This is a genomic window from Planotetraspora kaengkrachanensis (genome assembly GCF_016862895.1).
In the GTDB taxonomy this organism is placed as follows: domain Bacteria; phylum Actinomycetota; class Actinomycetes; order Streptosporangiales; family Streptosporangiaceae; genus Planotetraspora; species Planotetraspora kaengkrachanensis.
In genome coordinates this window covers 142,713-168,982 of the sequence record NZ_BONV01000021.1, presented here as the reverse complement: position 1 = coordinate 168,982, position 26,270 = coordinate 142,713, and the positions used below count along the sequence as shown (strand labels likewise).

The following is a 26,270-nucleotide window of genomic DNA, read 5'->3' as shown; positions in this document are numbered from 1 at the left end:
CAGTGACTGGCATCACTTTTCTGGGACACGCGGGAATGGCGCTCGAAGCGGAAGGTCTCAGGGTTCTCGTCGATCCCTGGTTCTCGCCGTCCGGAGCCTTTCTCGGGTCATGGTTCCCGTACCCGAGGAACGATCATCTCGACCTGACGCGGCTGGTCGACGTCGACTACCTGGTGATCTCCCATGAGCACGCGGACCACTTCGATCCGCACGTCATAGAGCGGCTGCCGCGCCGGACCCGCGTGCTGATCCCGAGGTATCCGGCGCCGATCTTCCGCGATCTGCTATCGGGCGTCTGCGCGAACCCCATCACGGAACTGGAGCCGTGGGAGAAGTATCCGCTGGGAGAGAGCGGCGCCTGGGTGATGGCGATTCCTGAGCCGTCACCGCGCTACCACGACGCCGCACTGCTGTTCTCCCTGGCCGGGCGGGCGGTGCTCAACTGCAACGACGCCATGCTCACCGCAGAACAGGCGAGGCGAGCCAAGCATCTTGTGGGCGGGCGCATCGATTTGATGCTGCTCCAGGCGGCGGCTGCGTCCTGGCACCCGATGTGCTACGCCTACCCTCCGGACGAGATCCGCCGGATAGCAATGGAGAAGCGCGTCGCCAAGCTCCGCGGAGTCCAGCGGCTCGTGCGCGCGACGGGCCCGGAGCTCGCGGTTCCGTTCGCCGGGCCGCCGTGTTTTCTCGATCCCGAGGTCTTCCAGCACAACTGGGTGCTTCGGCAAGAGGATGGAGCCTTCATCGACGCCGAGGCGGCGGTCGCATGGCTGAGCGAGCACCTTCCACGGCAGCGGTGGGCGGACTTCAGGCCGGGCGACGTCCTCGACCTGGACACCTGTGCCGTGACGCGCGATCCGATCTCGGCCAAGTTCGATTACTCGACGGGCCGCGAGGACTATCTGGCGCGGTACGCGGAGGAGCGCGCGGAACAGGTCCGCCACTTCAAGGACGAGCACCCGGAGCCGGAGGGCGATCTGTATGAGCGGTTCGCCGCCTATTTCGCCAAACTGGGCATGCTGAGCCCGTATTTCCTGACGCGCATTGACATGACCGTGCGGTTCGAGGTCACCGGCGACGCCGGAGGACTCTGGGACGTGCGCATCACCCCCGAGGGGATCGATGTGGTCCAGGCCGACCCGTCAGCCCGGGTGGAATACCAGATCAAGGTCGCGGGACGATGGGTGGATGCTGTACTGACCGAGCGCGCGGGCTGGGAGGACCTCTTCCTCTCGCTACGGGTTGAGCTCGATCGTGACCCCGACGTCCACAACAGCTATCTGATCACCTTCCTCAAGTTCGCCGACGCCGTGGCACTCGACGCCGTGGAGGCGTACGAAACCGGGCGGGACGCGTCCGAGCGCATCGTCGTGGAGGACGGCGGTCAGAGGTATGAGATCGCGCGCTACTGCCCGCATGCGGGAGCCGACCTGACCATCGGAGGCATCGTCGAGGACGGGAAGGTGCGCTGTCTGGGTCACAACCTCGAGTTCGACCTGGAGACCGGGGCCTGTCTCAACGCCCGCTGCGACCCGCTGCCCACGCGCCGGATGGACTGACCGCGTCCAGGAACTCAAGGGATAAGTGGGCTGTCCCTGGCGTTGTGCGGCCCATATCCCTTCCTGGGTTACGGCCCGGCGCGCATCGACCCGGGCAACCCAGCCGCCAGCTGGAGAACACGCCCGAGGTCGTCGGTACCGGGGTGTACGCCCCTACCCGTGACTACGTGCACTCGATGGAGGTCCGCAACGCGCGGCGGCTGCTGTTCGTCTCCGGGACGATGGGGCTGGACCCCACAGGCGCGGCGGGTGCCACTTGGCCGGTGGAGATCGAAGTGATCGCCGCCGGGTGAGGAGGCGAGTGGATTTGTCGGCGGGTGTGGCTAGTGTGCGGCGCGTGATCGAACGGTGGAGCCGGGACCAGGTGCTCTCTCTGGCCCCCGACGCGGCGTCGCAGAAGGCGGCGGCCGGCGTGAGCGCGCCGGGGAAGTGGTCGGGCAGCGGCGCCCTCCCCGACGTGGTCTGGGGCGAATGCAAGGGCAGCGGCGCCACGCCGTACCGGGCGTGTGTGGACCTGTCCGAACCGGCCTACAAGTGCAGTTGCCCGAGCAGGAAGTTCCCCTGCAAGCACGCGCTGGGGCTCCTGCTGCTGTGGGCGTCAGACGGGGTGCCCGACGGCGGAGAGCCCGCCGGGTGGGTGGCCGAATGGCTCGAGCAACGGCGCAGCCGGGCCGAGAAGCAGGAGAAGCGAGACAGGCAGGAGCCGAGCGAGCGCGCGAAGGCGGCCCGCTCCTCGGGCGGTTCCGCCCAGCGGGAGACCAGGGTGACGGCCGGTCTGTCCGAGCTGGAGCGCTGGCTGACCGACCAGATCGCGCAGGGGATCGCGGGCGCGCGGCAGACCGGCCTCGCCGACTGGGACGAGCTCGGCAGGCGCCTCGTGGACGCGCAGGCGCCAGGAGTCGCCGGTTCGGTGTCCCGGCTGTCCCGCGTGCTGCGTGAGGAGGACTGGCCCGGTCTCCTGCTGGGGGAGTACGCCTTGATCCATCTGCTCGCCGTCGCGCATCGGCGGACGGCCGAGCTTCCCGCGGGCCTCGCCGAGACCGTGCGCTCGCGGGTCGGATTCCCGATCACCAGGGAGGACGTCCTCGCCACGCCCTGGGTCAGGGACGAATGGGACGTGATCGGCGGCAGGGACGAGGAGCAGGACCGGCTGGTCGCGCGCCGGATCTGGCTGCAGGGCAGGGCGACGGGCCGCGTCGCGCTGGTGTTGTCGTTCGCGCCGATCGGCCAGGCACTCGACGCGTCGCTCGTCACCGGCACCGCCGTCGACGCCAGCCTGGCGTACTACCCCGGGGCGTCGCCGCTGCGCGCGGTCGTCGCGGAGCGGCACGGGCCGGCGGCCTCCGGCCGCCCGGCCGGAACGGAGCTCTCCCAGGTGCCCGGCCGGATCGCCGGCGTGCTTACCGGCGACCCCTGGGCCGACTCCTGGCCCGTCGTCCTCGAAGGCGTGATCCCCGCCACCGGGAGTCTCGCCGACGAGGAAGGGAACGGGCTCCCGCTGCATCCGGAGGGCGGAGTGCCCTGGCGGCTGCTTGCCGTGTCCGGCGGGCGCCCGGTGACGGTCGCCGCCGAGTGGACGCCACGCGGGTCGCGCCCGCTGACGGTATGGGACGAGGAGGGCCAGGTGGTCCGGCTGTGAGCACGTCATGGGAGGACCTGGTCTCCACCGCCCTGGTGGGCGCCGACCGCCGTTCCGCGTCGCCCGGCGAGGTGCTGGAGCAGGCGGCCGTGGAGGTGGTGCGCGCACGAGCAGGCCGGCGGACTCACACGAGTCGCCCGCCCGCTCCCGCCATGGAGGAGACGCGTCCACTCGCCTCCCGCGCGGCAGGCGACAGGCTCGCCCGCATGCTGGGAGGCGAGCAGGCGCGGCTGCTGCCCGAGTGGCTGGAAGCCGCCGCGGCGGTCGGCGTGCGGGTCCCCGCCCAGCTGATCCCGGGGCTGCTCGATCTCGGCGCGCGCGACAGGTCGATCCGATCGCACCTGGGCGCCCTCAGCGGGGCACGCGGCCGGTGGCTCGCCGAGCTCAACTCCTCGTGGCAATATCTCCTGGCCGAGGCGGCAGGCGTGCCCTCTGGCGACGTGTGGGAGTTCGGCACCAGCGGCGACCGGAGGGCGTACCTCACCGCGTCGCGCGCGGCAGACCCCGGCCAAGCTCGCGAGCTGCTCGAACAGGGCTGGGACAAGGAGACGCCAGAAGACCGGGCCGCGTTCGTGCTCGTTCTGTCGGACGGGCTGGGCATGGACGACGAGCCGTTCCTGGAGGCGGCACTCGACGACCGCAGGCGCGAGGTGCGCCAGGCCGCCGCCGACCTGCTGACCCGGCTGCCCGAGTCGCGGCTGGCCCGGCGCATGACCGAACGGTCCGCCAGGCTCCTCGTCGTGGACGGCGGCGGTCTGCGCGCGGAGCCGCCGAAGGCGTGCGACAGCACGATGGAGCGTGACGGCGTGCGGCCCCGGCCCCCCGCGGGCACGGCGCAGCGCGGCTGGTGGCTGCAGCAGGTGATCGCCCGCACGCCCCTGGCCTTCTGGACCGTTCATCTGGGGCGGAGCCCGGAAGACGTCGTCCGGTCGAAGATCGGCGACTGGGCCAGGGAGGTCGCGATGGGCTGGACCCGCGCGGCCATCCTCCAGCACGACCCGCGATGGGCCCGCGCCCTGTTCGAGGTCGAGCCGCTGACCGACTTGCTGGCCGTGCTCCCGCCTGAGGAGCAGTCGGCCAGGGCCGCCGAGCTCGTCGCACGGCACCCCGTCGACGGGCAGATGATCATGATGTTGGGCGGTGTGGCCAGGCCCTGGGGTCCACGCCTGGCCAAGGCCGTACTCAAGAAGATCGTGGAGATGTCCGGGACGCAGCCGTGGAACGCCGGCGAGCTGATCCGGCTGGCGGGCGAACGGCTCGACCCGGCCATGCACGGCCACGTCCAGGAGATCCCCGAGCTGGCCGCCACCCTGCGGTTCCGGCACGACATGTCGAAGGAGCTTTCGTGACCACCGTCCTGCGCCCCCACGCGGAAGACCTCTACGCCGAGGAACTGGCCATCCTCGCCAAGGGCGACGACCGGCCGCGGCCGCCAGGCTGGCGGCTCTCCCCGTGGGCGGTGACCACGTACATCCTCGGGGACGGCGACCAGATCACGCCCAAGTACATCGGCCCGCGCCGCATCGTCGAGGTCGCGGTGGCCACCCTGGCCACCGACCGGGCGCTGCTCCTGCTCGGCGTGCCCGGCACCGCGAAGACCTGGCTGTCCGAGCACCTGGCCGCCGCCGTCAGCGGTGACTCGACCCTGCTCGTGCAGGGGACGGCGGGCACGGCCGAGGAGGCCGTCCGCTACGGCTGGAACTACGCGCGCCTCCTGGCGGAGGGCCCCTCCCGCGACGCGTTGACGCCGAGCCCGGTGATGAGGGCGATGGCCGAGGGACGCCTGGCCCGGGTGGAGGAGCTCACCCGGATGCCCTCCGACGTCCAGGACGCGCTGATCACGGTCCTGTCCGAGAAGACGCTGCCGATCCCGGAGCTCAACGAGGAGGTCCAGGCGACCAAGGGGTTCAACGTCATCGCCACCGCCAACGACAGGGACCGGGGCGTCAACGACCTGTCGAGCGCGCTGCGCAGGCGCTTCAACACCGTCGTGCTGCCCGTGCCCGCGAGCGCCGAGGAGGAGGTGGAGATCGTGTCCCGGCGCGTGGCCCAGCTCGGCCGCTCGCTGGAACTGCCGGAGACCCCGGCCGGCATGGAGGAGATCCGCCGCGTGGTCACCGTCTTCCGTGAGCTGCGCTCCGGAGTGACCACGGACGGACGGACCAAGGTCAAGTCGCCGAGCGGCACGCTGAGCACCGCCGAGGCGATCTCGGTGGTGACCAGTGGGATCGCCCTCGCGGCCCACTTCGGCGACGGGGTGCTCCGCCCCGCCGACATCGCGGGCGGGATCGTCGGAGCGGTCATCCAGGACCCGGTGGCCGACCGGGTGGTCTGGCAGGAGTACCTCGAGGCCGTGGTCCGCGACCGCGACGACTGGCGCGACTTCTACCGGGCCTGCCGCGATGCGGGCTGAGGCCGCGCCGTCGATCCTGGGCGTGCGGCACCACGGCCCCGGCTCGGCGAAGGCCGTCCGCGCCGAACTCGAACGGCTGCGGCCCGACGTCGTCCTGATCGAGGGGCCGCCGGAGGCCGACCCCCTCGTGGCGCTGGCGGGGGACCCCGGCATGGAACCCCCCGTCGCGCTCCTGGCGCACGCGCAGGGACGCGCCGCGTTCTGGCCGTTCGCGGTGTTCTCACCCGAATGGCAGGCGATCGCCTACGCGCGGGAGGCGGGTGTCGAGGTGCGCTTCTGCGATCTGCCCGCCGCCCACAGCCTCGCCCTGCCCGAGGAGGAGCCGGCGGGGGAGGAGACCGCACGGCTGGACCCCATCGGGGAGCTCGCGCGGGCCGCGGGATATGACGATCCCGAGCGCTGGTGGGACGACGTCGTCGAGCATCGCGGAGAGGGCGGGACCCTCCGCGCGGTCGGCGAGGCGATGGCCGCCCTCCGCGAGGGGCACGAGCCGTCCGGAACCGAGGCGCTGCGCGAGGCGGCCATGCGCAGGGCGCTGCGCAACGCGCTCAAGGACGGATTCGGCTCCGTGGCCGTCGTCTGCGGCGCGTGGCACGTTCCCGCGCTGACCGGCCTGCCTCCCGCGGCGCGTGACGAGCGGCTGCTGCGCGGCATCCCCAAGGTCAAGGTCGACATGACGTGGGTGCCGTGGACGCACGGGCGGCTCGCCGCCCGCAGCGGATACGGCGCCGGCGTCGCCTCACCGGGCTGGTACGACCACCTGTTCTCGGCCCCCGACCGGCCAGTCGAGCGCTGGCTGGCCGGGGCAGCCGCGGTCCTGCGCGAGGAGGGCCTGCCGGTCTCCTCCGCCCACGTGATCGAGTCCGTACGGCTGGCGCAGAGCCTGGCCGGCCTGCGCGGCCGGCCCCTCCCCGGGCTGTCGGAGGTGATGGAGGCCGCCAGGGCCGTGCTGTGCGAAGGCGACGACCTGCCCGTCGAGCTGATCCAGCGCCGCATGGTCGTGGGTGAGCGGCTCGGCGGCGTGCCGGGCTCGACCCCGATGGTCCCGCTGCAACGGCACCTGCGGGAGGAGCAGCGGCGGCTGCGCCTCAAGCCCGAGGCGCTCGCCCGCGAGCACGACCTCGACCTGCGCAAGCCGCTCGATCTCGGCCGGAGCCGTCTTCTGCACCGGCTGGACATGATCGGCGTGCCGTGGGGCACGACGCGGCAGGCCCGCGGGAAGGGCACCTTCAGGGAGTCGTGGACGCTGGAGTGGCGGCCGGAGTTCGATGTGGCGCTCATCGAGGCGGCCCCCTGGGGGGTCACCGTCGACGACGCGGCGGCCGCCCGGGCGGGGGAGCTCGCGGCGCGGGAGGACGCGTCGCTGGCCGACCTCACCTCGATCGTCGAGCGGTGCCTGCTCGCCGACCTGACCGCCGCCCTGCCCGGCATCCTGCAGGCGATCAAGGACAAGGCCGCGCTCGACGGGCAGGTCTCCCACCTCATGGCGGCCCTTCCCGCCCTGGTCCGGGCACAGCGCTACGGAGACGTGCGCGGGAGCGGCGGTCTGGCGGCGATCACCGACTCGCTGCTCGCGCGGATCTGCGCCGGCCTGGCGCCCGCGCTGGTCGGCCTCGACGACGACTCGGCGCGGCAGATGACCGCCCTGATCGACGGTGTCCACAGCGCGGTAGGGCTGCTCGGGAGCGACCTGTGGCAGTCGACGCTCGCGAACCTGGCCCGGCGCACCGGGCTGCCGGGGATCATCGAGGGCCGGATCGTCCGCATCCTCTTCGACGCCGACGCGACCGTGGACGACGTGTCCGTCCGCATGGCCCGGGCGATGTCGTCCGGCAACCCGCCCGAGCGGGCCGCCGCGTGGATGGAGGGCTTCCTCTCCGGCGGCGGGCTGCTGCTGGTCCACGATCCGAGGCTGCTCGCGATCGTGGACGGTTGGCTCACGGGCCTGCCACCGGAGGCGTTCGTCGACGTGCTGCCGCTGCTCCGGCGCACCTTCGGGGCCTTCGCCCCGCCCGAGCGCCGCATGATCGGCGATCGCGTGCGGTCCGACGCCCCTGCTCCCGCCCGCGAGGCGTCCGACGCCGACGACGAACTGGCCGCGGGAGCCGTACTGACCGTTCTGCAAATCCTGGGGAGGACGTGATGGACGAGCGGGCACGCCGGTGGAGGCTGGTGCTCGGCGGCGCGTCGGAGGGCGCGCTCCAGGGCGCGCTGCAGGGCCCGGACGCCGGCATGGACGCCGCGCTGTCGGCGCTCTACGAGCGTGACGCCGGTCTCGGCGCCTCCGCTCCCCGCGTGGCGAGGTGGCTGGGGGACATCAGGGAGTACTTCCCCTCGACCGTCGTCCACATCATGCAGAAGGACGCGATCGAGCGGCTCAACCTGACCAGGCTGCTCCTGGAGCCGGAGATGCTGGAGGCCGTCGAGCCCGACGTGCATCTCGTCGGGACGCTGCTGTCGCTCAACCGGGTGATGCCGGACAAGGCGCGGGAGTCCGCCAGGGCGGTCGTCAGGAAGGTGGTGAGCGAGCTCGAGGCCAGGCTCGAGCGGAAGACCCGCGCCGCCGTCACCGGCGCGCTCGACCGCTCGGCCAGGACCCACCGGCCGAGACGGGTGGCCGACATCGACTGGAACCGCACCATCGCGGCCAACCTGAAGAACTACCTGCCCGAGCGGAACACGGTGGTGCCGTCCCGGCTCGTGGGCTTCGGCCGCAGGCAGCAGGCCGTCCAGCGGGAGGTCGTCGTGTGCGTCGACCAGAGCGGGTCGATGGCGGCCTCGGTGGTCTACGCGAGCGTCTTCGCCGCCGTGCTCGCCTCGATGCGGTCGCTGCGCACCTCGCTCGTCGTGTTCGACACCGCGGTCGTCGACCTCACCGACCAGCTCCACGATCCGGTCGAGGTGCTGTTCGGCACACAGCTCGGCGGCGGCACCGACATCAACCGCGCCATCGCCTACTGCCAGGGTCTGATCACCAGGCCGGCCGACACTGTCTTCCTGCTGATCAGCGACCTGTACGAAGGCGGTGTGCGTGAGGAGATGTTGCGGCGGGTGGCCGCGATGACCGCCGCGGGCGTCCAGGTCATCGTGCTGCTCGCGCTGTCCGACGAGGGGACGCCGCAGTACGACCACGACAACGCGGCGGCCCTCGCGCAGCTCGGGGTGCCGGCGTTCGCCTGCACGCCCGACGCGTTCCCCGAGCTCATGGCCGCGGCGATCGAGCGGAGGTCCTACGACCAACGTCTGATGGCACCCGCGGACGGGCGTCCGTAAGGTCCATGACATGACCGCGACGTCGACCGAGCCCGCCGTCTTCTCCCCGCGACTGCGCGCGCTGAGCGCCGGGATGGTCGCGCTGAGCACGCTGGTGGCCTTCGAGTACCTGGCGGTGGCGACGGCGATGCCCGTCGTCGGCCGCGAGCTCGACGGCTACCACCTGTACGGCCTGGCCTTCAGCGGCGGCCTGGCCGCGGGAGTGATCGCGACGGTCGCCGGCGGGCGCTGGAGCGACGTGAAGGGCCCCCGCGCGCCCCTGTGGACCGGGATCGCCGCGTTCATGGCCGGGCTCCTCGTCGCCGGGACGGCGCCCACCATGGAGATCTTCCTCGCGGGCCGGTTCGTCCAGGGGCTCGGCGGCGGCCTGTTCAACGTCGCCCTCTACGTGCTGGTCGCCCAGGTGTACCCGGCGCAGTCGCATCCCAGGGTGTTCTCGCTGCTGGCCGCCGCCTGGGTGCTGCCCTCGGTGGTCGGGCCCGCGATCACCGGGGTCGTCGCCGAGCATCTGAGCTGGCGCTGGGTGTTCCTGGGCGTGCCGGTGCTGGCGGCGCCGGCGGTGCTGGTCCTGTGGCGCGGTCTCCCGGCGCGGACCGCGCCGCCCGCGGAAACGCACGCGAACCGGGACTTCGCCCCGGCCCTCGCGTGGGGCGCGGTGGCCGCCGTGGGAGCCGCCCTGCTCCAGTACGGCAGCGGCGCCGCGTGGCCGGTCTCGTCGCTGGCGGTCGTCGGCCTGGCGCTCCTCGCGCTCGCGCTGCCCCGGCTGCTCCCCCCGGGGACCCTGCGGGCGGCACGCGGCCTGCCGACCGTCGTGGCGCTGCGCGGGCTGGCGGCCGGAGCCTTCTTCGCCACCGAGGTGTTCGTCCCGCTCAGCCTGACGACCGAGCGCGGGTTCAGCCCGGCACAGGCGGGCGTCGCGCTCACCGGGGGCGCGCTCGCGTGGTCCCTCGGCTCGTGGATCCAGGGCCGCGGGAGGTTCGGCAGGGCGGTCGTGCTCCGCGTGGGGACGGCGCTGATCGCGGCAGGCATCGCGTTCACCGCTCTGGCCGTCTTCGACGGCGTCCCCGTGGTCGCCGTGTTCATGGGGTGGGTCGTCGCCGGGTTGGGCGTCGGCCTCGTCTACCCGACGTTGTCCGTTCTCGTCCTGGCGCTGTCCGCGCCCGGCGAGGAGGGCCGCAACTCCGCGTCCCTGTCGATCGGCGAGTCCGCGTTCTCGATCGTCGCGGTCGCCTCCACTGGCGCGATCTTCGCGGGCTTCGGCGGCACCGTGGCCGTCTACCTGGTGTGCTTCGGGCTGCTCGCCGCGATGGCCGGAACGGGCGCCGCCATCGCCGGGCGTTTTGACCACACCCGCTGAGCGGGCACCATGGAGATCTGAAACAAGGGGGATTTCCATTGCCGCGCGTTCGGGAGCTCGAGATCTTCAGGATGACCCTGCCGTACGGCAGGCGCCCTGAGAGCGCTCTGGTCAAGTTCACCGACTACGGCGGCATGACCGGCTGGGGCGAGATCGTCCAGCCGTCGAACGACGACCCGCTCGAGAAGGCGCTGCCCGCCCTGATCGGCGTCGACTGGGAGCACCCGTCCGAACTGGGGGAGATCCCCGGAGGCGCGGCCGGCGACATGGCCTGCTGGGACCTGTGGGGGCGGATGAGCGGAGTCCCGCTCTCCCACGCCCTCGGCGGGAGCCGCACCTCCCTGATCGCCACCGTGCGGGTGCCCGCCGACCGTTCGCTGGAGAGCATGGTCGCCCGGGTGAACCGCCACGTCGGCGGGGGCTACGCCCACGTCACGATCGACGTGCACCCGGGCTGGGACGTCGAGCCGGTCCGCGCGGTCCGGGCCGCGTATCCGGGGCTGGCCATCGCGGTGGACGGCCGCGGCGCCTACACCGACATCGCCCAGCTCGAGGCGCTCGACTCCTACGACCTGGCGGCCATCCAGCGGCCGTTCGCCGATCTGCTGACCAGCGCGGAGCTGCAGGACCGGGTGAACGCGCCCGTGGCGGTCGAGGTGCACTCGGTGGCCGAACTGGACGAGGCGGTCGGCGTGCACGCGGGGCGCGCCCTGCTGCTGCGCCCGTCGCGGTTCGGTTCGCTCGGCGCCGTGCGCGCCGCGCACGACCGGGCGGTGGAGGCCGGATGGGACATCGTCTGCATGGGCGGCCTCGGCGCGGGGCTGGCCCGCGCCGCGACCGTGGCCGTGGCCAGCCTGCCGGGATGCACGCTCCCGAGCGCCGTGGCCGAGCCGCCGCAGAGCGCCCAGGTCGTCGTGCCCCCGGTCGGTGCCTCCGGCGGGGTCGTCGCGATCCCGCTCACCCAGCCGGGCCTCGGCCACACCGTCGACGAGGCGCGGGTGCGCCGGCTGGCCAGGGAGTCCTTCCGGGTCTGACGGCCGCGGCGGGCCTCAGACGGTGGCGCAGCCCTCGCCGATGGGCGAGAAGCTCGGCGCGGGCTCGGCGACGAGAGGCTGCGGGGGCGCCGCTTCGGGAGCGGCGGACTCGGCGAGGGCCTGGGCGGTGAGCGATCTGATCCGGGCCCAGTCGGGGGAGACCGTGCTGATGAGCGGCGGCATGAACTGCAGGCTCGTCACTCCGGCCTGCTTGACCTTCCAGGCCAGCGGTACCAGGTGCTCCAGCATGGGCCGGGGCACGTCGGTCCGGATGATCTCCTCGGTCGCCTCGGCCATCTGGGCGTAGTGCCTGAGCACGGCCGCCGGGTCCGCCTGCTGGAGCAGCGCGCCGAACACGCAGCGCTGCCGGCGCATGCGGTCGTAGTCGTCGCTGCCGGTGCGCGATCGGGCGTACCAGAGCGCGTCGGTGCCGTTCAGCCTGCGGGTGCCCGCGGCGACCGTCCCCTCGCCGTACGTGCCGAACGTGATGTCCCTGTCGACGCTGATCACCAGCCCGCCGAGCGCATCGACGATCTTGGCGAAGCCCCAGATGTTGACCATCGCGTACCAGTCGATCCTGAGGCCGAGGATGTGGCCGACCGTCTCCTTCAGCACCTGGGGGCCCATGCCCGTGCGCCCGCCGAACAGTTCCGGGTGGTCGTCGGCGTACTGCCACACCGAGTAGAGCAGGTCCTCGCGCCAGCCGGGCCTGGACTCCGGCAGGAGGAACCCGGACGGGAAGCGCGCCGCCATCGGACTGCCCGGCGCGAACCGCACGTGCTCGAGGTTGCGCGGCAACCCCAGCAGCACGGTCCTGCCCGTGCGGACGTCGACGCTGGCCACGTTGATGCTGTCGGTCCTGATCCCGACCCGGCTGATGTCCCCGTCCCCGCCGAGCAGGAGCACGTTCACGCGGTTCCTGCCGGCCCAGGGGTCCTCCGGCCTGACGGGCTCGCCGGGGACCCCCGGCTCGGTGAAGACCGTGTCGATCGTCCGTTCCGAGATCGCCGCGTACTCGGCGACGACGGTGAATGGCGCGGCGACCAGGACGGCGAGCGTGCCGGTGGCCAGGCCGACGACCACCTGCGCGCCCTGCGGCAGGGTGCCCGGGCGCAGCACGACGAAGGAGTGCACGACAAGGCAGAGCCAGGCGACGGCGCCGGCGAGGGCCGCCACGGTGATCTGCGTCAGCCAGGCCAGCGCCCGGCCCGCCAGGCCGGCGTCGGCGACCGCCGTCACCACGCACAGGCAGGCCACGAGGGTCGCATACCCGCCGAGCAGGGCGAACCCCGTACGCCGCCAGCCGGCCCGGAGGTGGGCGGCGCCCGGCACGAGGGCCGACAGGGCGACCCAGCCGATCAGCGCGGCGGCTTTTCTCGACGACACACCACAGGAACGCATTTTCACATTGAAGCCGTCTGTCCCCGGATGTACCGACGTGCGAATGACGCCTAGCGAGTCGCGACCCGCGGTTTGCCGGACCCCTGAGTGCTTGACCACCTCTTGTCCGTTAACCGACGCCGTTTACGATGTGCGCCGTGCACGACATCCTCGGCCCCGACTACGAGGCCATCACCCTTCCCATGGGCCGCGACGCCGAGGGCGAGGTCGTCGCGACGCTCGTGCGGCGGCCGGTGCCGGGATCCCGCCGGGCCGTCCTCTATCTCCACGGCTTCACCGACTACTTCTTCCAGACGCACCTCGCCGACCACTTCGTCTCCCAGGGGATCGGCTTCTACGCCCTCGACCTGCGCAAGTACGGGCGGTCGCTGCTGCCTCACCAGACCAGGGGCCTCGTCCGCAGCGTCACCGATTACTTCCCCGAGATCGACGAGGCCGTCCGCATCGTCAGGGAGGACTGCGACGAGCTGACGATCATGGCGCACTCGACCGGCGGGCTGATCGCCGTCCTGTGGGCCGACCGGGTGCGCGGCCGCGGGCTGGTCGACGCCCTCGTGCTCAACAGCCCGTTCCTCGACCTCAACGTGCCCGTCCTCCTGAGGGGCACAGCCGACGCGCTCGGCGGCGTCCTGGCCAAGTTGCCGCCGAAGACGGTGCTCCCGCTCGGCGTCGCCACCGCGTACGGCACGAGCCTCCACCGCGACCACCGGGGCGAGTGGGACTACGACCTCGCGTGGAAACCGCTCGAGGGCTTCTCCGTGCACGCCGTATGGCTGGCGGCGATCCGGCGGGCGCACCGGCGCCTCCACGCGGGGCTGCGGGTGGACGTGCCGGTGCTCGTCCTGGCGGCCGAGCAGAGCCTGAGGGTCCGCGACTTCGTCCCGGGGGCGCACGGCGCCGACGTCGTCCTCGACACCGAGCAGATCGCCCGCTGGTCGACCCGGATCGGCCCGCACGTCACCTGCGTCCGCGTGCCCGGCGGCATGCACGACCTCGTGCTGTCGGCGGAGCCGGTACGCACGCGGGTGTTCGCCGAGATCGACCGCTGGACGGCCTACGCCTACCAGGGGAAGGCGTACAACCCGAAGTAGGCGGCGGTCAGCAACAGCAGGCCCGTGCCGCCGAGGACGCCGATCAGGACGTTCTTCTGCCAGCGGCTCGGCTGCCAGCCGTCGCGCAGGCCGCTCAGCACCGCCGCGACCACGGCGACCTCCTGCAGGAGCATCACGACCGCGAGCAGCCGCACGACCAGCCATCCGGCCTGTACGGCCGGCCATGCCCCCGCCTGGTTGACCGAGAACAGCACGATCAGCGTGATGAAAGCGAGGACGGCCGCCAGCTCTCCGAGGCCGGTCCACGCCATCCGGCGCAGCCGGCGCCGGACGGCGGGCCAGATGTCGACCACCGGGGCCTGAAGGCGCGTGTCCCGCCCCCTGATGCGGACGACCATCTCGGTGACCGGCGCCGCGACGTAGCCGACGGCGGCCAGGCAGATGGTCAGCCACAGGATCGTGCCGCCGCCGTACCACGGGGCGGCGGGGACGTCGCTCGCCTCGAACCGCTGCACGGGGGTCGCGCCCGCGATCTGGACCGCCGGCTTGGCCGTGGCGGGAAGGTCCTTGATCCAGTTCGCCAGGGTGGGCAGGTAGTCGGGGACGAACGGGCCGCCGGAGATCCTCATGGCGTGGTCGGCGCCCGGGAGGAAACGGATCGTGTAGTCGGGGTTCCCGGCCTTCTGCAGCGCGCGGGTCAGCGTCTCGGTGCTCTCCACGAAGGGGATGGAGGGGTCGGTCGTGCCGTACAGGGCGAGGATCGGCTGCTTCATGCCCTCGAGCGCGGGCACGCCGTCGTGGCGCAGGAAGTCGAAGCCCACGCCGCCCATCGCGCGGGTCAGCAGGTCACGCACGCCGGTCGGGGCGTGCAGACGGACCAGCTGCTCGTTCAGCGCCCAGGCGACCTGCCGCAGGGGTGAGACGTTCGGCGACGACACCAGGACCACGTACGCCACGTCACTGGAGTCCGCGGCGATCGGGACCACCCAGCCGCCCTCGCTGACGCCCCACAGCCCGGTCCTCGAGGGGTCGACGTCGGGCCGTTGCAGGAGCGTGTGCACCATGCGCAGCGCGTCGTCGGCGAGCAGCGAGAAGTCGCGCTGCCGGAAGTCGTAGCCCACCGTGCGTTTGTCATAGGAGAGGGTCACGACGCCCGCCCGGGCGAGCCACTCCGACTGCGTGGTGAACTCCGACCCGCTGCCCGATCCGGAGCCCTGGACGAACACCATCGCCGGGTGCCTGCCCGGCGACATGGGCGACCTGATCGTGGCGGTCAGCGTCTCGTCCTTGGCGGCCACCTTGACGTGCTCGGTCCTGATCGGCGTCGAGGTGTCGACCGGCCTCGTCTCCGACGCCGGCTGGGCGGGCAGGCTGCTGAATTCCGGGGACGCGGCCAGGAGCGGGGGATCGAACGCGGGAGGGGACAGCACGTAGCCGATCGCCGCCAGCACGACCAACAGCACACCCGCGGCGACACCCAGCGTGCTCCGGCCGACGTTCATGAGGCCGCTCCCCGGTTGATCATCCTGTACCGAATCCAGGCTAAGTCATTACTCGTTCCATGGCCCGGATGGACTTGGGATCAGTGGGGCCGCATTTGTCGGAGGGAACTGTTAGCTTCCTGCGACATGCGTGTCCTCCACACTTCCGACTGGCATCTCGGCCGGTCGTTCCACCGGGAGAGCCTGCTCGGCGCCCAGGCCGCCTTCGTGGAGCATCTCGTCGAGACCGTCAGGGCCGAGCGGGTCGACGTCGTGGTGGTCTCCGGCGACGTCTACGACCGGGCCCTGCCGCCGGTCGACGCGGTCGCGCTGTGCGACGAGGCGCTCGGCCGGCTGAAGGCGGAGGGCGTGCACACGGTTCTGATCAGCGGAAACCACGACTCCTCTGTACGGCTCGGCTTCGGCGCCGGCCTCATGGAGCGCGTGCACCTGCGGACCGACCCGGCCCGGGCGTGGGAGCCGGTCGTCATCGGCGACGTGGCCTTCTACGGCATCCCCTACCTGGAGCCCGAGCTGGTCAGGGGTCCCTGGGAGCTGGCCGAGCGCAGCCACACGGCCGCGATCACCCATGCCATGGAGCGGATCCGCGCCGACCGCCCCGGGCGGCGGAAGGTGGTGCTCGCCCACGCGTTCGTCACCGGCGGACAGGCGAGCGACAGCGAGCGGGACATCAGCGTGGGCGGGGTGTCCCACGTGCCGCTGGCCGCCTTCGCGGGCGCCGACTACGTGGCGCTCGGCCATCTGCACGGGCGTCAGGTGATGAGCGAGACCGTGCGCTACTCGGGCTCGCCGATCGCCTACTCCTTCTCCGAGGCGGGCCAGCGCAAGGGCTCGTGGCTGGTGGATCTCGACGCCGCCCGGGCCGACTTCGTCCTCGCGCCCGTTCCCCGGCCCGTAGGCACGTTGACCGGCCGTCTCGACGACCTGCTGACCGACCCCCGGCACGCGGACCGCGAGGGCCACTGGCTCCAGGTGACCCTCACCGACCCGGTCCGTCCGCGTGAGGCCATGGACCGCCTGCGGCGCAGGTTCCCGCACACGCTGGCGCTCGCCTTCAGACCCGACGGCCCGGCGGCAGCGGCCGCCCGGCCGCTCGCCGCCGCGGGGCGGGCCGAGATCGACGTGGCCGCCGACTTCGTCCGCGAGGTCCGCGGCGAACCGGCCGACGACGAGGAGATCCGCCTGCTCGGGGAGGCCGTCGAGGCCTCCCGGATCAAGGAGAGCCTGTGAGACTGCACCGGTTGCGGCTGGAGGCGTTCGGGTCGTTCCCGGGCAGCGAGGAGGTCGACTTCGACGCGCTCGGCGAGGCGGGGCTGTTCCTGATCCACGGTGCGACGGGCGCAGGAAAGACGACCGTGCTCGACGCGGTCTGCTACGCGCTGTACGGCCGGGTGCCCGGCCGGCGGGACAGCGCCCGCAGTCTGCGCTGCGACCACGCCCCGCCCGGGAGGGGCCCTGCCGTCACGCTGGAGGCGACGATCCGGGGGCGGCGGCTGCGCGTCACCCGGTCGCCCGCCTGGATGCGGTCCAAGCAGAGGGGAGAGGGCCTGGTCGAGGAGAAGGCCAAGGTCGTCGTCGAGGAGTTCACCGGCACGTGGATCGGCCGTACCACCCGCGCCGACGAGGCCGGGCACCTCATCGGCGAGCTCCTCGGGATGAACGCCGAGCAGTTCTGGCAGGTCGCGATGTTGCCGCAGGGAGACTTCGCCAGTTTCCTCCAGGCGGACGGCGACGACCGCCGAAGGCTCCTCGAGAAGCTCTTCTCCGTCAAGATCTACACCGATATGGAGACGTGGCTGGCCGACCTCCGCACGCGCACCGGGCGTGAGCAGGAGGAGCTCCGCCGGCGGGCCGACTCCGTCGTCGACCGCATGCGGGGGGCGGCGGGCGCGGACCTCCCCGTGCCGGACGACGAGCCGGAGACGGTCGTCGGCCTCGCCGCCGCCGCCTTCGAGCGGGAGGCTGCGGCATGGACGGCGAGCGAGACCCGGCTGCGCACCGCAAGGGGCCGGCTCCAGGAGGGCCGGGAGCTGGCCGAGCGCCGGCGCAGGCACGCGGACGCGCTCGCGAGGCGTGAGGCCCTGGACGGCGCCGCCGAGGAACGGGCGGACATCCAGGCGCTCCTCGACGACGCGGCCAGGGCCGCACAGGTGCTGCCGCTGATCCGCCAGGCGGAGCAGCGGTCCGAGGCCGCGGCCAAGGCGCTGCGGCTGGCCGCCGACGCCACGGGCCGCGCGTTGCCGGGAGAGGAGCCCCCCGGCGAAGAGGTCCTGGCCGACATGGAGCGTGAGCGCCTCGACGAGATCGCCCGCGTGCGGCAACTGCTTCCCGAGGAGATCCGCCTGCGGCAGGTGCGCGCCGACCTCGACGCCGGCCGGCGCAGGCTCGCCGCTCTCGAGGAGCGCGGCTCGGCCCTCGCCGGACGGCTCGCGGCATTGCCCGAGGGCCTTCGTGAGGCCGAGCGGCTGCTCGACGAGGCGCGCCTGGCCGCGGCGGGCGTCCCCGGGCTGCTGGCCGCCAGGGACGGCGCGGCGCGGGCCGCCGAGGTGACGCGGCGGTCCGGCGTGCTGGAGGCGGAGCTCACGGCGCTCACGGAAGGCGAGCAGGCGATCCTCGCCGCTTCCCGGGCCCGGCCGGACGAGCTGAGGGCGGCCGCGGCCGGGATCGCCGTGCTGGCGGACGCCGCGCGGCTGGCCCAGGAGCTCGGGACGGCCGAGCGCGTCAGGCACGCCGCCGTCGACGAGGCGCAGGCGGCCCGCGATCGGCTGCAGGAGGTGCGCCGCGCCAGGATCGAGGGCATGGCCGCTGAGCTGGCGGCGTCCCTCGTCGAGGGCGAGCCGTGCGCGGTGTGCGGGTCGGCCGACCATCCCGCGCCGGCCACGCCCACCGGCCGGGCGTTGAGCGGCGACGACGAGCAGGCGGCCCAGGACCTTTTCGAGCGTACCCGCCTGGCCCGCGAGAAGGCGGAGGCGCGCTGCGCCGAGTGGTCGTCGCGGCTCGCCGGCGAGCTCCGCGACCAGGTCGCCCTGGCCGGTCGCCGCGTCGCCGAGACCACGACGGCGCTCGCCGCGTTGCGGGAGGAGGCGGGGCGCCTCGCCGGTGACCCCGCGGACCTCGAGGAGGCGGAGCGGAATCTCCGGCATGCCGAGCAGGCGGCGGCCCGGGTGCCCGATTTGGCCGGCCGGGCGGCCCGGCTGGCCGCCGAGCGTGACGAGCTGGCGGTGCTGGCGCAGGAGGCCGCGATCGATGCGGCGGACACCCGGGCGCGGGACGAGCAGCTGACCGCCGACGAGGGCAGGCTCGCCGCGCTGGTCGATGCCGCCAGAAGCGACGACGCGTCCCTCGCGGCCAGGCTCGACCGGCTCACCGACGAGGCCGCGCTCCTCAGGGAGGCGGGCGAGGCGACCCGCGCCGCCGTCACCGCGGAGGGCGAACGGCGGGCGGCGCTCACGCGGGCCGCCGAGGCCGCGACCGGAGCGGGCTTCGCCGGCATCGAGCACGCCGGGGCGGCGGTCCGCGCGCCGGCGGATCTGGAGGCGATGGCCGAGCGCCTGAGGTTCCTCGACGGTGAGGAGGTGGCGGTCGGGCGGCTGCTCGCCGACCCCGAACTCGTCGCGGCGGCGGCCGAACCCGCGCCGGACCTCGTGACTTTGGACCGCGAGCACGATCAGGCCGACCGGGAGCACGGCGCCCGCACCTCCGCCAGGGATCTCGCGAGGGAGACGGCCACCCGGCTCACGGCCCTGGCGGCGGAGTTGCGCGACGCCCTCGCCCGCCATCGCCCCGCCGCCGAGCGGCACCGGCTCGCCCGGCGGCTCGCCGAGCTCGCGGGCGGCACCTCCGCCGACAACCAGTGGCACATGCGGTTGTCGGCGTTCGTCCTCGGAGAGCGGCTCAGGCAGGTGGTCGAGGCCGCCAACGAGCGGCTCGGGCACATGTCGTCAGGGCGCTACCTGCTCCAGCACGACCTGCGCCGGGCCGCGGGAGACCGGGGCCGGTCGGGCGGCGGGCTGGGCCTGCGCGTCCTCGACGCGTGGACCGGAGTCGACCGGGACCCGGCCACGCTGTCCGGCGGGGAGAGCTTCATCACCTCGCTCGCCCTCGCGCTCGGGCTGGCCGACGTGGTGACGGCGGAGGCGGGAGGCGCCGAGATCGGCACCCTCTTCGTCGACGAGGGCTTCGGCACCCTCGACGAGGAGACGCTCGACGACGTGCTCGACATCCTCGACGGGCTGCGCGAGGGCGGCCGGGCGGTCGGCATCGTCAGCCACGTCGCCGAGTTGCGGGTGCGTGTGCCCGTTCAGCTGCGGATCGTCAAGGGCCGGGCGGGCTCGACCCTCGCGTGAGGGGGAGGCGTCAGGCGCCGGGTATCCACCGGACCGCGAGCAGGTAGGTGCCACTGACCAGGGAGACCGTGGAGACGAGCAGAAACAGCAGCACCCAGAAGGTCCCGGGCACGCGGGTGAGCCGGGCGAGCTGGTCGGCGTCGGAGTCGGGCGCCCGCCCCCTGCGCCGCTTGCTCTGCAACTCGAGGATCGGGCGCATGCCGCCCAGCAGCAGGAACCAGACCGCTCCGTACGCGGACACGGACTGGGCGGTCGGGGGCGCGAACCAGGACAGGCTGAAGACGGCCCCGCCGACGGCGAGCAGCGCCACCGCGCCGTACAGATTCCTGATCTTGAAGAGCATGCACGCGAGCAGAAGGATCACGGCCCACAGGAGCAGGGTGATGTAGCCGTCCGCGACGAGCCAGGCGGCGCCGAACCCGAGCAGCGAGGGCGCGACGTAGCCGGCGGCCGCGGTCGCCACCATCCCCAGACCCCTCGGGTTGCCTCGCGTGAGCGTCACGCCCGAGGTGTCCGAATGCAGCCGGATGCCCTGCAACTTGCGCCGGGTCAGCACGGCCACCAGCGCGTGGCCCCCCTCGTGCGCGATCGTGATCAGCCCGCGGGAGACATGCCACGACGGCCGGTAGGCGATGACCCCGAGCGCGACGCAGCCGGACACGACGATCAGCCAGAGCGGGGGCGCGACCTCGGTCGCGGTCAGTTCGTTCCAGAGGGCGTTCAGGTGGGCCACCTCCGCGGGGAATCGTACGGCCTCCGGGCGCATTGTGGCGCCGAGGCTCTACCGTCTATGTGTGGCTGAGCGTGGATTACGTGGATTGCGTGGCTTGATGCGGATGAAGGCGGAACACGCCCCCGAGCATTCGATGGATCCCCGGTCGGCCGACGACGCGCCGGCCCGGGAGAGCGTGGTCGACAACGCGATTTATCTCGGCGGCAGACGGGTGGACTCGCCGCCGTCGGTCGCCGCCGCGATCACGTCGTTGCGGTCGCGTCCGGGAGCCATGGCGTGGATCGGCCTCTACCGGCCGGAGGACACGGAGCTGGCGAAGGCGTCCGAGGAGTTCGGCCTGCACGAACTCGCGGTCGAGGACGCGATCGTCGCCCATCAGCGTCCGAAGGCCGACCGGTACGGGCAGACACTCTTCGTGGTCCTGCGGGCCGCGCGCTACCTCGACCAGGAGGAGAAGGTCGAGTTCGGCGAACTCCACGTCTTCATCGGGCCGGACTTCGTGCTGACCGTGCGGCACAGTGAGGCGCCGGACCTGTCACGCGTGCGCCGCCGGATGGAGTCGAACCCCGACCTCCTGCGCCAGGGCCCGCAGGCGGTGCTGTACGCGATCCTCGACGCGGTGGTCGACGGCTACGCGCCCGTAGTCGCCGGCCTGCAAAACGACATCGACGAGATCGAGGTCCAGGTCTTCGGGGGGGACCCGGCCGCGCCCCGGCGCATCTACGCGTTGTCGCGCGAGGTCATCGAGTTTCAGCGCGCGACCAGCCCCCTGGTGGGCATGCTCGACGGGTTCATCGCCGCCTCGCCGAAGTACGGCGTGGACGAGGAGCTGCAGAGTTACCTCCGTGACGTCTCCGACCATGCCATCACCGTGACCGAACGGGTGGCGGTGTTCCGGCAGATGCTCCAGGACATCCTGATCGTCAACTCGACCCTGGTCAGCCAGGCCCAGAACGAGGAGATGACCAAGCTCACCGCCGCCAGCATCGCCCAGGGCGACGAGGTCAAGAAGATCTCGGCGTGGGCGGCCATCCTGTTCGCGCCGACGCTGGTCGGCACCATCTACGGCATGAACTTCGACCACATGCCCGAGCTGCACTGGCTCGTCGGCTATCCCTTCGCCGTCGTGCTCATGGGCGTGGTCTGCCTCACGCTCTACCTCGTCTTCAAACGCCGCGACTGGCTCTGATCGCCCAAGGCACCGTAAAAAGTGCCTTGCTCTGTCAACTATCTAGATATATCGTCACGCTATCTCGATAGTTGAGGAGAAGGAGATGTACGAAGACGAGCACCCGCGCTGGATGGCCCCCATGCCGCCCCACCCCGGGCTTCCCCCGCTGCCGCCGATGCCTCCCGCGCCGCCCGTGCCGCCGCACTTCGCACCCCGCGTACGGCGCGGCGACGTAAGGATCGCCCTGCTCCGGCTGCTCACGGAGGAACCGCGCAACGGCTACCAGATGATCGAGGAGATCGCCCGGCGCAGCGGCGGCGTGTGGCGGCCCAGCCCCGGGTCCGTCTACCCCGCCCTGCAGCAGTTGGAGGACGAGGGCCTCGTCCGGGGCGAGGAGTCGGGCGGCAGCCGTACCTATCGGCTGACCGACAGGGGCCGCGAAAGCGCGGACGAGAACGCCGAGCCGTGGAACGACGTGGCCCGGAGCCTCCCCGAGGACCGGCACGAGCTGCGGCTGCTGTGGGGCGCGCTCGGCGAGGCGTTCATACACCTCACGCATGTGGCGGACGACCGCCAGGTCGCCGAGACGAAGAAGCTCCTCCGGAGCACCCGCCAGGCGATGTTCAGGATTCTCTCGGAGGGCGAGTGATGGATGCCGCGGTGGCCGTGAAAGGCCTGAAGAAGACGTACGGAAAGGTCGAGGCGGTCAAGGGGGTGGACTTCGAGGTGGCCCCGGGCGAGGTGTTCGGCTTCCTCGGGCCCAACGGCGCCGGCAAGACCACGACGATCAGCATGCTCTGCACGCTGATCAACCCCACGGGCGGCACCGCGACGGTGGGCGGGTACGACGTCGTGTCCCAGCGCGACCGGGTCCGCCAGAACATCGGCCTGGTCTTCCAGGACCCGACACTGGACGGATACCTCACCGCCGAGCAGAACCTGCGCTTCCACGCAGAGCTGTACGGCGTGCCGCGGTCGGTGGTCGGCGACAGGCTCAGGCAGGTCATGGAGATGGTCGCCCTCTGGGACCGCAAGGACAGCAAGGTCATGACCTTCTCCGGCGGCATGAAACGGCGGCTGGAGATCGCCCGCGGCCTGCTGCACTCGCCGCGCGTGCTGTTCCTCGACGAGCCCACCGTGGGACTCGACCCCCAGACCAGGTCCGCTATCTGGGGATATATCAACAAATTACGTCTGACTGAGGACATCACGATCTTCATGACGACGCACTACATGGAGGAAGCCGAGTTCTGCGACCGGATCGCGATCATCGACCACGGCGAGATCGTGGTGATCGACTCCCCGGAGGCGCTCAAGGCGAGCATCGGCAAGGACCGGGTGCAACTCCAGACCGGTGACGACGACAAGACGATCGCGCTGCTCAAGGACCGCTTCGACATCGAGGCCGCCGTCCACGACGGCCAGGTGACCTTCGCCGTCGTCGACGGCGAGTCGTTCGTGCCGCGGCTGTTCGCCGATCTCGGGCTGCCGATCCGGTCGGTCAGCGTGTCCCGTCCGTCGCTCGACGACGTCTTCATGTCCTACACCGGCTCCACGATCCGCGACGCCGAGTCCGGCGACGACAAGGCGTGGGTCCGGGCCATGGTCCGAGGAAGGTGAACCGATGGCAGCCGAAGTGGCCGGGGCCGGGGTCCGCATCCCCCCGAGAACGGGCTCGCACGACGCCCGGGCGATCAAGGTGGTGCTCCACCGGGAGCTGCTGCGGTTCGTGAACGACCGCACCCGCATGATCACGATGCTGATCCAGCCGATCCTCTGGTTGTTCGTCATGGGCACCGGGCTGGGCACGCTGGTGCGCGGCGTGATCCCGGGCATCGACTACCGCACGTTCATGTACCCCGGCATGATCTCGATGACGGTGATCATGACCGCGATGTTCTCCGCCGGCTCGATCGTCTGGGACCGCGAGTTCGGCTTCCTGCGCGAGATGCTCGTCGCCCCGGTGAGCCGGGGCGCGATCGTGGTCGGCAAGTGCCTGGGCGGCGCCGTCGTCGCCACCGCGCAGGGCGTGATCATCCTCGCGATGGCCGGGCTCGTCGGCGTGCCGTACTCGCCGGTCCTGCTCGTCACCCTGCTGGGCGAGATGTTCCTCGCGGCCTTCTCGATCACGGCCTTCGGCGTGCTGCTCGCCGCCCGGATGCGGAACATGCAGTCGTTCTTCGGGGTCATGCAGATGGCGATCATGCCGATGATGTTCCTGTCGGGAGCCATGTTCCCGCTGGCCAACCTGCCCTCGTGGCTGCATGTCCTGACCACGGTCAACCCCCTGACCTACGCCGTCGACCCGATGCGCCAGGCGGTCTTCGGCAGGCTCGACGTGCCCGCGCAGGTGAACGCGCTGCTCAACCCCGGAGTGACCTGGTTCGGCTGGCGGCTGCCCGTCATCCTGGAGATCGGCCTGGTCGCGGCGATCGGCGTCGTCCTGCTCGGGGTGGCCGTCACCCAGTTCCGGCGCGCTGAGTGAAGAGATCTGAACAGACTCATCACTGTGCGGGACGGAGCGTGCATCCTGCGACATAATCGGGCTTGTGGTGCGGGACGCTGTGGAGATTCATTTCGCCGAGGCCGTCGGTGCTCTGACGCCGGGACCCCCAAGGGATCCGAGCCTGCCGGTGCGATCGGGAACGACCCTCACGGGCACGCGGTGCCGAGAGTTGTTCGAGGTGCAACTGGCCAGCCGGCTCCTCGACGTCTCCGCCCGGCTCCTGCGGGAGCGGGGTGAGGGCTTCTACACGATCGGGTCGGCCGGGCACGAGGGCAACGCGGCCGTGGCCGCCGCGCTCCGCGTGTCCGATCCCGCGCTCCTGCACTACCGATCAGGCGCGTTCTACCTGACCCGGTCCGCCCAGGCCGGACGGCTGGCCGAGGAAGGGCTGCGCGACGTCCTCCTCGGCCTCGCCGCGGCGGCCGAGGAGCCGATAGCGGGCGGCAGGCACAAGGTGTTCGGCCACCACGACCTCGCGGTGATCCCGCAGACGTCCACGGTCGCCAGCCACCTCCCGCGGGCCGTCGGCGTCGGCTTCGCCATCGAGCGCGCCAAGACCCTCGGCGTCCCGTCGGGATGGCCGCAGGACGCCATCGCCGTCTGCAGCTTCGGCGACGCCTCCCTCAACCACGCCTCCGCGCTGAGCGGGTTCAACACCGCCGCCTACAGCCGGGTCCGCGGGCTCCAGCTCCCCATCCTGTTCGTCTGCGAGGACAACGGCCTCGGGATCAGCGTGAAGACGCCCCCTGGCTGGGTCGAGCAGGCCCGCCACCCGCTGCTCGAGTACTTCGACGCCGACGGTTGCGACCTGGCGGACGTCTACGACACGGCCATGCGGGCCGCCGAGCACGTGCGGTCGACCCGTTCGCCCGCGTTCCTGCGCATGCGGACGGTCCGCCTGATGGGGCACGCCGGCTCCGACGTGGAGATCGCCTACCGGACTCGCAAGGAGATCGCCCTCGACCTGGAGCGCGACCCCCTCGTGGCCACCGCGCGGCTGCTCGTCGAGGGCGGCCTCGCCGTACCGGACGAGTTGCTGGCCCGCTACGAGGCCGAGCGGGAGCACATCGTCAAGCTGGCGATGGAGTGCACCCGCCGGCCGCGCCTCACCACCGCGGAGGAGGTGATGGCGCCGCTCGCCCCGCGCGATCCCGAGGCCGTATCCGCCGAGGTCGCGAGGGCGGCGCTCGGCGAGGTGCGGGACCGGACGTTCGGCACGCTTCCCGAGATGGAGGGCAGGCTCACCCTCGCCCAGGCGGTCAACCGCACCCTCGCGGACATGATGGCGCTGGATCCGGGCGTCATGGTGTTCGGCGAGGACGTCGCCAGAAAGGGCGGCGTTTACGGCGTCACCCGCGGTCTGCTGCGCAAGTTCGGCTCCGAGCGGGTCTTCGACACGCTGCTGGACGAGCAGGCGATCCTCGGCCTCGCGCTCGGCGCCGGGGTGGCGGGACTGCTGCCCGTGCCCGAGGTCCAGTACCTGGCCTACCTGCACAACGCGCTCGACCAGATCCGGGGGGAGGCCGCCACGTTGCAGTTCTTCTCGCAGGGGGCGTACCGCAACCCGATGGTCCTCCGCGTGGCCGCGTACGCCTACCAGAAGGGCTTCGGCGGTCACTTCCACAACGACAACTCGATCGCCGCGCTCCGCGACATCCCCGGAGTCGTCATCGCGTCGCCGGCCCGGCCCGACGACGCGGCGGCCATGTTGCGGACCTGCCTCGCCGCCGCCCGCGCCGACGGAAGCGTCTGCGTCTTCCTGGAGCCGATCGCGCTCTACCACACCCGCGACCTGTTCGACGAGGGCGACGGCGGATGGCTCGCGTCGTACGCACCGCCCGCCAGGTGGGGGGAGACCCATGTGCCCGTCGGCCGCGCGCGCTCGTACGGCGACGGCCGCGACCTCACGATCGTGACGTTCGGCAACGGCGTCCGGATGAGCCTGCGCGCGGCCGTGAAGCTCACGGCGGAGGACAAGGGCTGCCGGGTGCTCGACCTGCGCTGGCTGTCGCCGCTGCCCGTCGAGGATCTGATGCAGTCGGCTGAGCTCACCGGCAAGGTCCTGATCGCCGACGAGACGCGGCGCAGCGGCGGGGTCTCAGAGAGCGTGATCGCCGCACTCATCGACAACGGGTTCACCGGGAAGATCGCCCGGGTGACCTCGCGGGACAGCTTCATCCCGCTCGGCGACGCCTCCGGCACCGTGCTGCTCTCGGAGGCCGACATCGAGGACGCGGCCAGGAAACTGCTCGCCTGACGCACGCCCCTTCGCGGCCGGCTT

At 72.2% G+C, this 26,270-nt stretch carries 20 protein-coding genes; 17 read left to right on the top strand and 3 right to left on the bottom strand.

The features are described from left to right. Positions 1-2: 2 nt before the first annotated feature. The 9 genes from Pka01_RS23215 (at position 3) to Pka01_RS23180 (ending at position 11,278) form a co-directional block, all read left to right on the top strand. Positions 3-1,562: an MBL fold metallo-hydrolase gene (locus Pka01_RS23215; protein ID WP_203884952.1), complete on the top strand. Its 1,560-nt coding sequence runs from the start codon at positions 3-5 to the stop codon at positions 1,560-1,562. A 167-nt stretch (positions 1,563-1,729) separates the two neighbouring features. Continuing rightward, positions 1,730-1,855, top strand: coding sequence for a hypothetical protein (locus tag Pka01_RS41315; protein ID WP_275414495.1), 126 nt, complete (start codon positions 1,730-1,732; stop codon positions 1,853-1,855). 44 nt (positions 1,856-1,899) lie between these two features. Next, complete coding sequence (locus Pka01_RS23210; protein ID WP_203884951.1) at positions 1,900-3,201, top strand: SWIM zinc finger family protein; 1,302 nt, start codon at positions 1,900-1,902, stop codon at positions 3,199-3,201. Further along, complete coding sequence (locus Pka01_RS23205) at positions 3,198-4,550, top strand: DUF5691 domain-containing protein (protein ID WP_239115225.1); 1,353 nt, start codon at positions 3,198-3,200, stop codon at positions 4,548-4,550. The genes Pka01_RS23210 and Pka01_RS23205 overlap by 4 nt, the downstream gene beginning before the upstream one ends. After that, positions 4,547-5,614: an ATP-binding protein gene (locus tag Pka01_RS23200; RefSeq protein ID WP_203884949.1), complete on the top strand. Its 1,068-nt coding sequence runs from the start codon at positions 4,547-4,549 to the stop codon at positions 5,612-5,614. The genes Pka01_RS23205 and Pka01_RS23200 overlap by 4 nt, the downstream gene beginning before the upstream one ends. Then, positions 5,604-7,757 (top strand): DUF5682 family protein, encoded by a 2,154-nt coding sequence (locus Pka01_RS23195; RefSeq protein WP_203884948.1) that lies wholly within the window; start codon positions 5,604-5,606, stop codon positions 7,755-7,757. Before Pka01_RS23200 ends, Pka01_RS23195 begins: the two co-directional genes overlap by 11 nt. Further along, on the top strand, positions 7,757-8,887 hold the full coding sequence (locus Pka01_RS23190) for a VWA domain-containing protein (RefSeq protein ID WP_203884947.1): 1,131 nt from the start codon (positions 7,757-7,759) through the stop codon (positions 8,885-8,887). The genes Pka01_RS23195 and Pka01_RS23190 overlap by 1 nt, the downstream gene beginning before the upstream one ends. A gap of 10 nt (positions 8,888-8,897) precedes the next feature. Continuing rightward, the gene (locus Pka01_RS23185; protein WP_203884946.1) at positions 8,898-10,244 is read left to right on the top strand and encodes an MFS transporter; all 1,347 of its coding nucleotides are present in this window, start codon (positions 8,898-8,900) and stop codon (positions 10,242-10,244) included. 38 nt (positions 10,245-10,282) lie between these two features. Beyond that, positions 10,283-11,278 (top strand): enolase C-terminal domain-like protein, encoded by a 996-nt coding sequence (locus Pka01_RS23180; RefSeq protein WP_203884945.1) that lies wholly within the window; start codon positions 10,283-10,285, stop codon positions 11,276-11,278. Between the two features lie 15 nt (positions 11,279-11,293). Here the strand turns inward: Pka01_RS23180 and Pka01_RS23175 are convergent, their stop codons facing one another. Next, entirely contained in the window at positions 11,294-12,664 is a 1,371-nt protein-coding gene (locus Pka01_RS23175; RefSeq protein ID WP_239115224.1) for an LCP family protein, read from the bottom strand. A gap of 152 nt (positions 12,665-12,816) precedes the next feature. Between Pka01_RS23175 and Pka01_RS23170 the strand changes: the two genes are divergently transcribed. Then, positions 12,817-13,770 (top strand): alpha/beta hydrolase, encoded by a 954-nt coding sequence (locus Pka01_RS23170; RefSeq protein WP_203884943.1) that lies wholly within the window; start codon positions 12,817-12,819, stop codon positions 13,768-13,770. On the opposite strand, the gene Pka01_RS23165 is transcribed toward Pka01_RS23170, so the two are convergent. Then, a complete protein-coding gene (locus Pka01_RS23165; RefSeq protein WP_203884942.1) occupies positions 13,740-15,233 on the bottom strand; it encodes an alpha/beta hydrolase family protein in 1,494 nt (497 codons plus the stop codon). The genes Pka01_RS23170 and Pka01_RS23165 overlap by 31 nt on opposite strands. 126 nt (positions 15,234-15,359) lie before the next feature. Between Pka01_RS23165 and Pka01_RS23160 the strand changes: the two genes are divergently transcribed. Together Pka01_RS23160 and Pka01_RS23155 are read left to right on the top strand one after the other, a co-directional pair. Then, positions 15,360-16,463, top strand: coding sequence for an exonuclease SbcCD subunit D (locus Pka01_RS23160; protein ID WP_203884941.1), 1,104 nt, complete (start codon positions 15,360-15,362; stop codon positions 16,461-16,463). Then, a complete protein-coding gene (locus Pka01_RS23155) occupies positions 16,460-19,579 on the top strand; it encodes an AAA family ATPase (RefSeq protein ID WP_203884940.1) in 3,120 nt (1,039 codons plus the stop codon). The genes Pka01_RS23160 and Pka01_RS23155 overlap by 4 nt, the downstream gene beginning before the upstream one ends. Positions 19,580-19,589: 10 nt before the next feature. On the opposite strand, the gene Pka01_RS23150 is transcribed toward Pka01_RS23155, so the two are convergent. Next, positions 19,590-20,303, bottom strand: a complete 714-nt coding sequence (locus tag Pka01_RS23150) for a M50 family metallopeptidase (protein ID WP_239115229.1) — start codon at positions 20,301-20,303, stop codon at positions 19,590-19,592. A 112-nt stretch (positions 20,304-20,415) separates the two neighbouring features. On the opposite strand from Pka01_RS23150, the gene Pka01_RS23145 reads away from it, so the two are divergent. From Pka01_RS23145 to Pka01_RS23125, 5 genes are all read left to right on the top strand, one after another. Further along, positions 20,416-21,501: a magnesium and cobalt transport protein CorA gene (locus Pka01_RS23145; protein ID WP_239115223.1), complete on the top strand. Its 1,086-nt coding sequence runs from the start codon at positions 20,416-20,418 to the stop codon at positions 21,499-21,501. Between the two features lie 85 nt (positions 21,502-21,586). Beyond that, positions 21,587-22,132 (top strand): PadR family transcriptional regulator, encoded by a 546-nt coding sequence (locus Pka01_RS23140; protein ID WP_203884937.1) that lies wholly within the window; start codon positions 21,587-21,589, stop codon positions 22,130-22,132. 11 nt (positions 22,133-22,143) lie between these two features. Then, entirely contained in the window at positions 22,144-23,103 is a 960-nt protein-coding gene (locus Pka01_RS23135) for an ATP-binding cassette domain-containing protein (RefSeq protein ID WP_239115222.1), read from the top strand. Positions 23,104-23,107: 4 nt separating this feature from the next. Next, positions 23,108-23,968, top strand: a complete 861-nt coding sequence (locus tag Pka01_RS23130) for an ABC transporter permease (protein ID WP_203884935.1) — start codon at positions 23,108-23,110, stop codon at positions 23,966-23,968. Between the two features lie 148 nt (positions 23,969-24,116). Next, positions 24,117-26,246 carry a thiamine pyrophosphate-dependent enzyme gene (locus Pka01_RS23125; RefSeq protein ID WP_239115221.1) on the top strand — a complete coding sequence of 710 codons (2,130 nt, stop codon included), beginning with the start codon at positions 24,117-24,119 and terminating at the stop codon, positions 26,244-26,246. Positions 26,247-26,270: the final 24 nt, after the last annotated feature.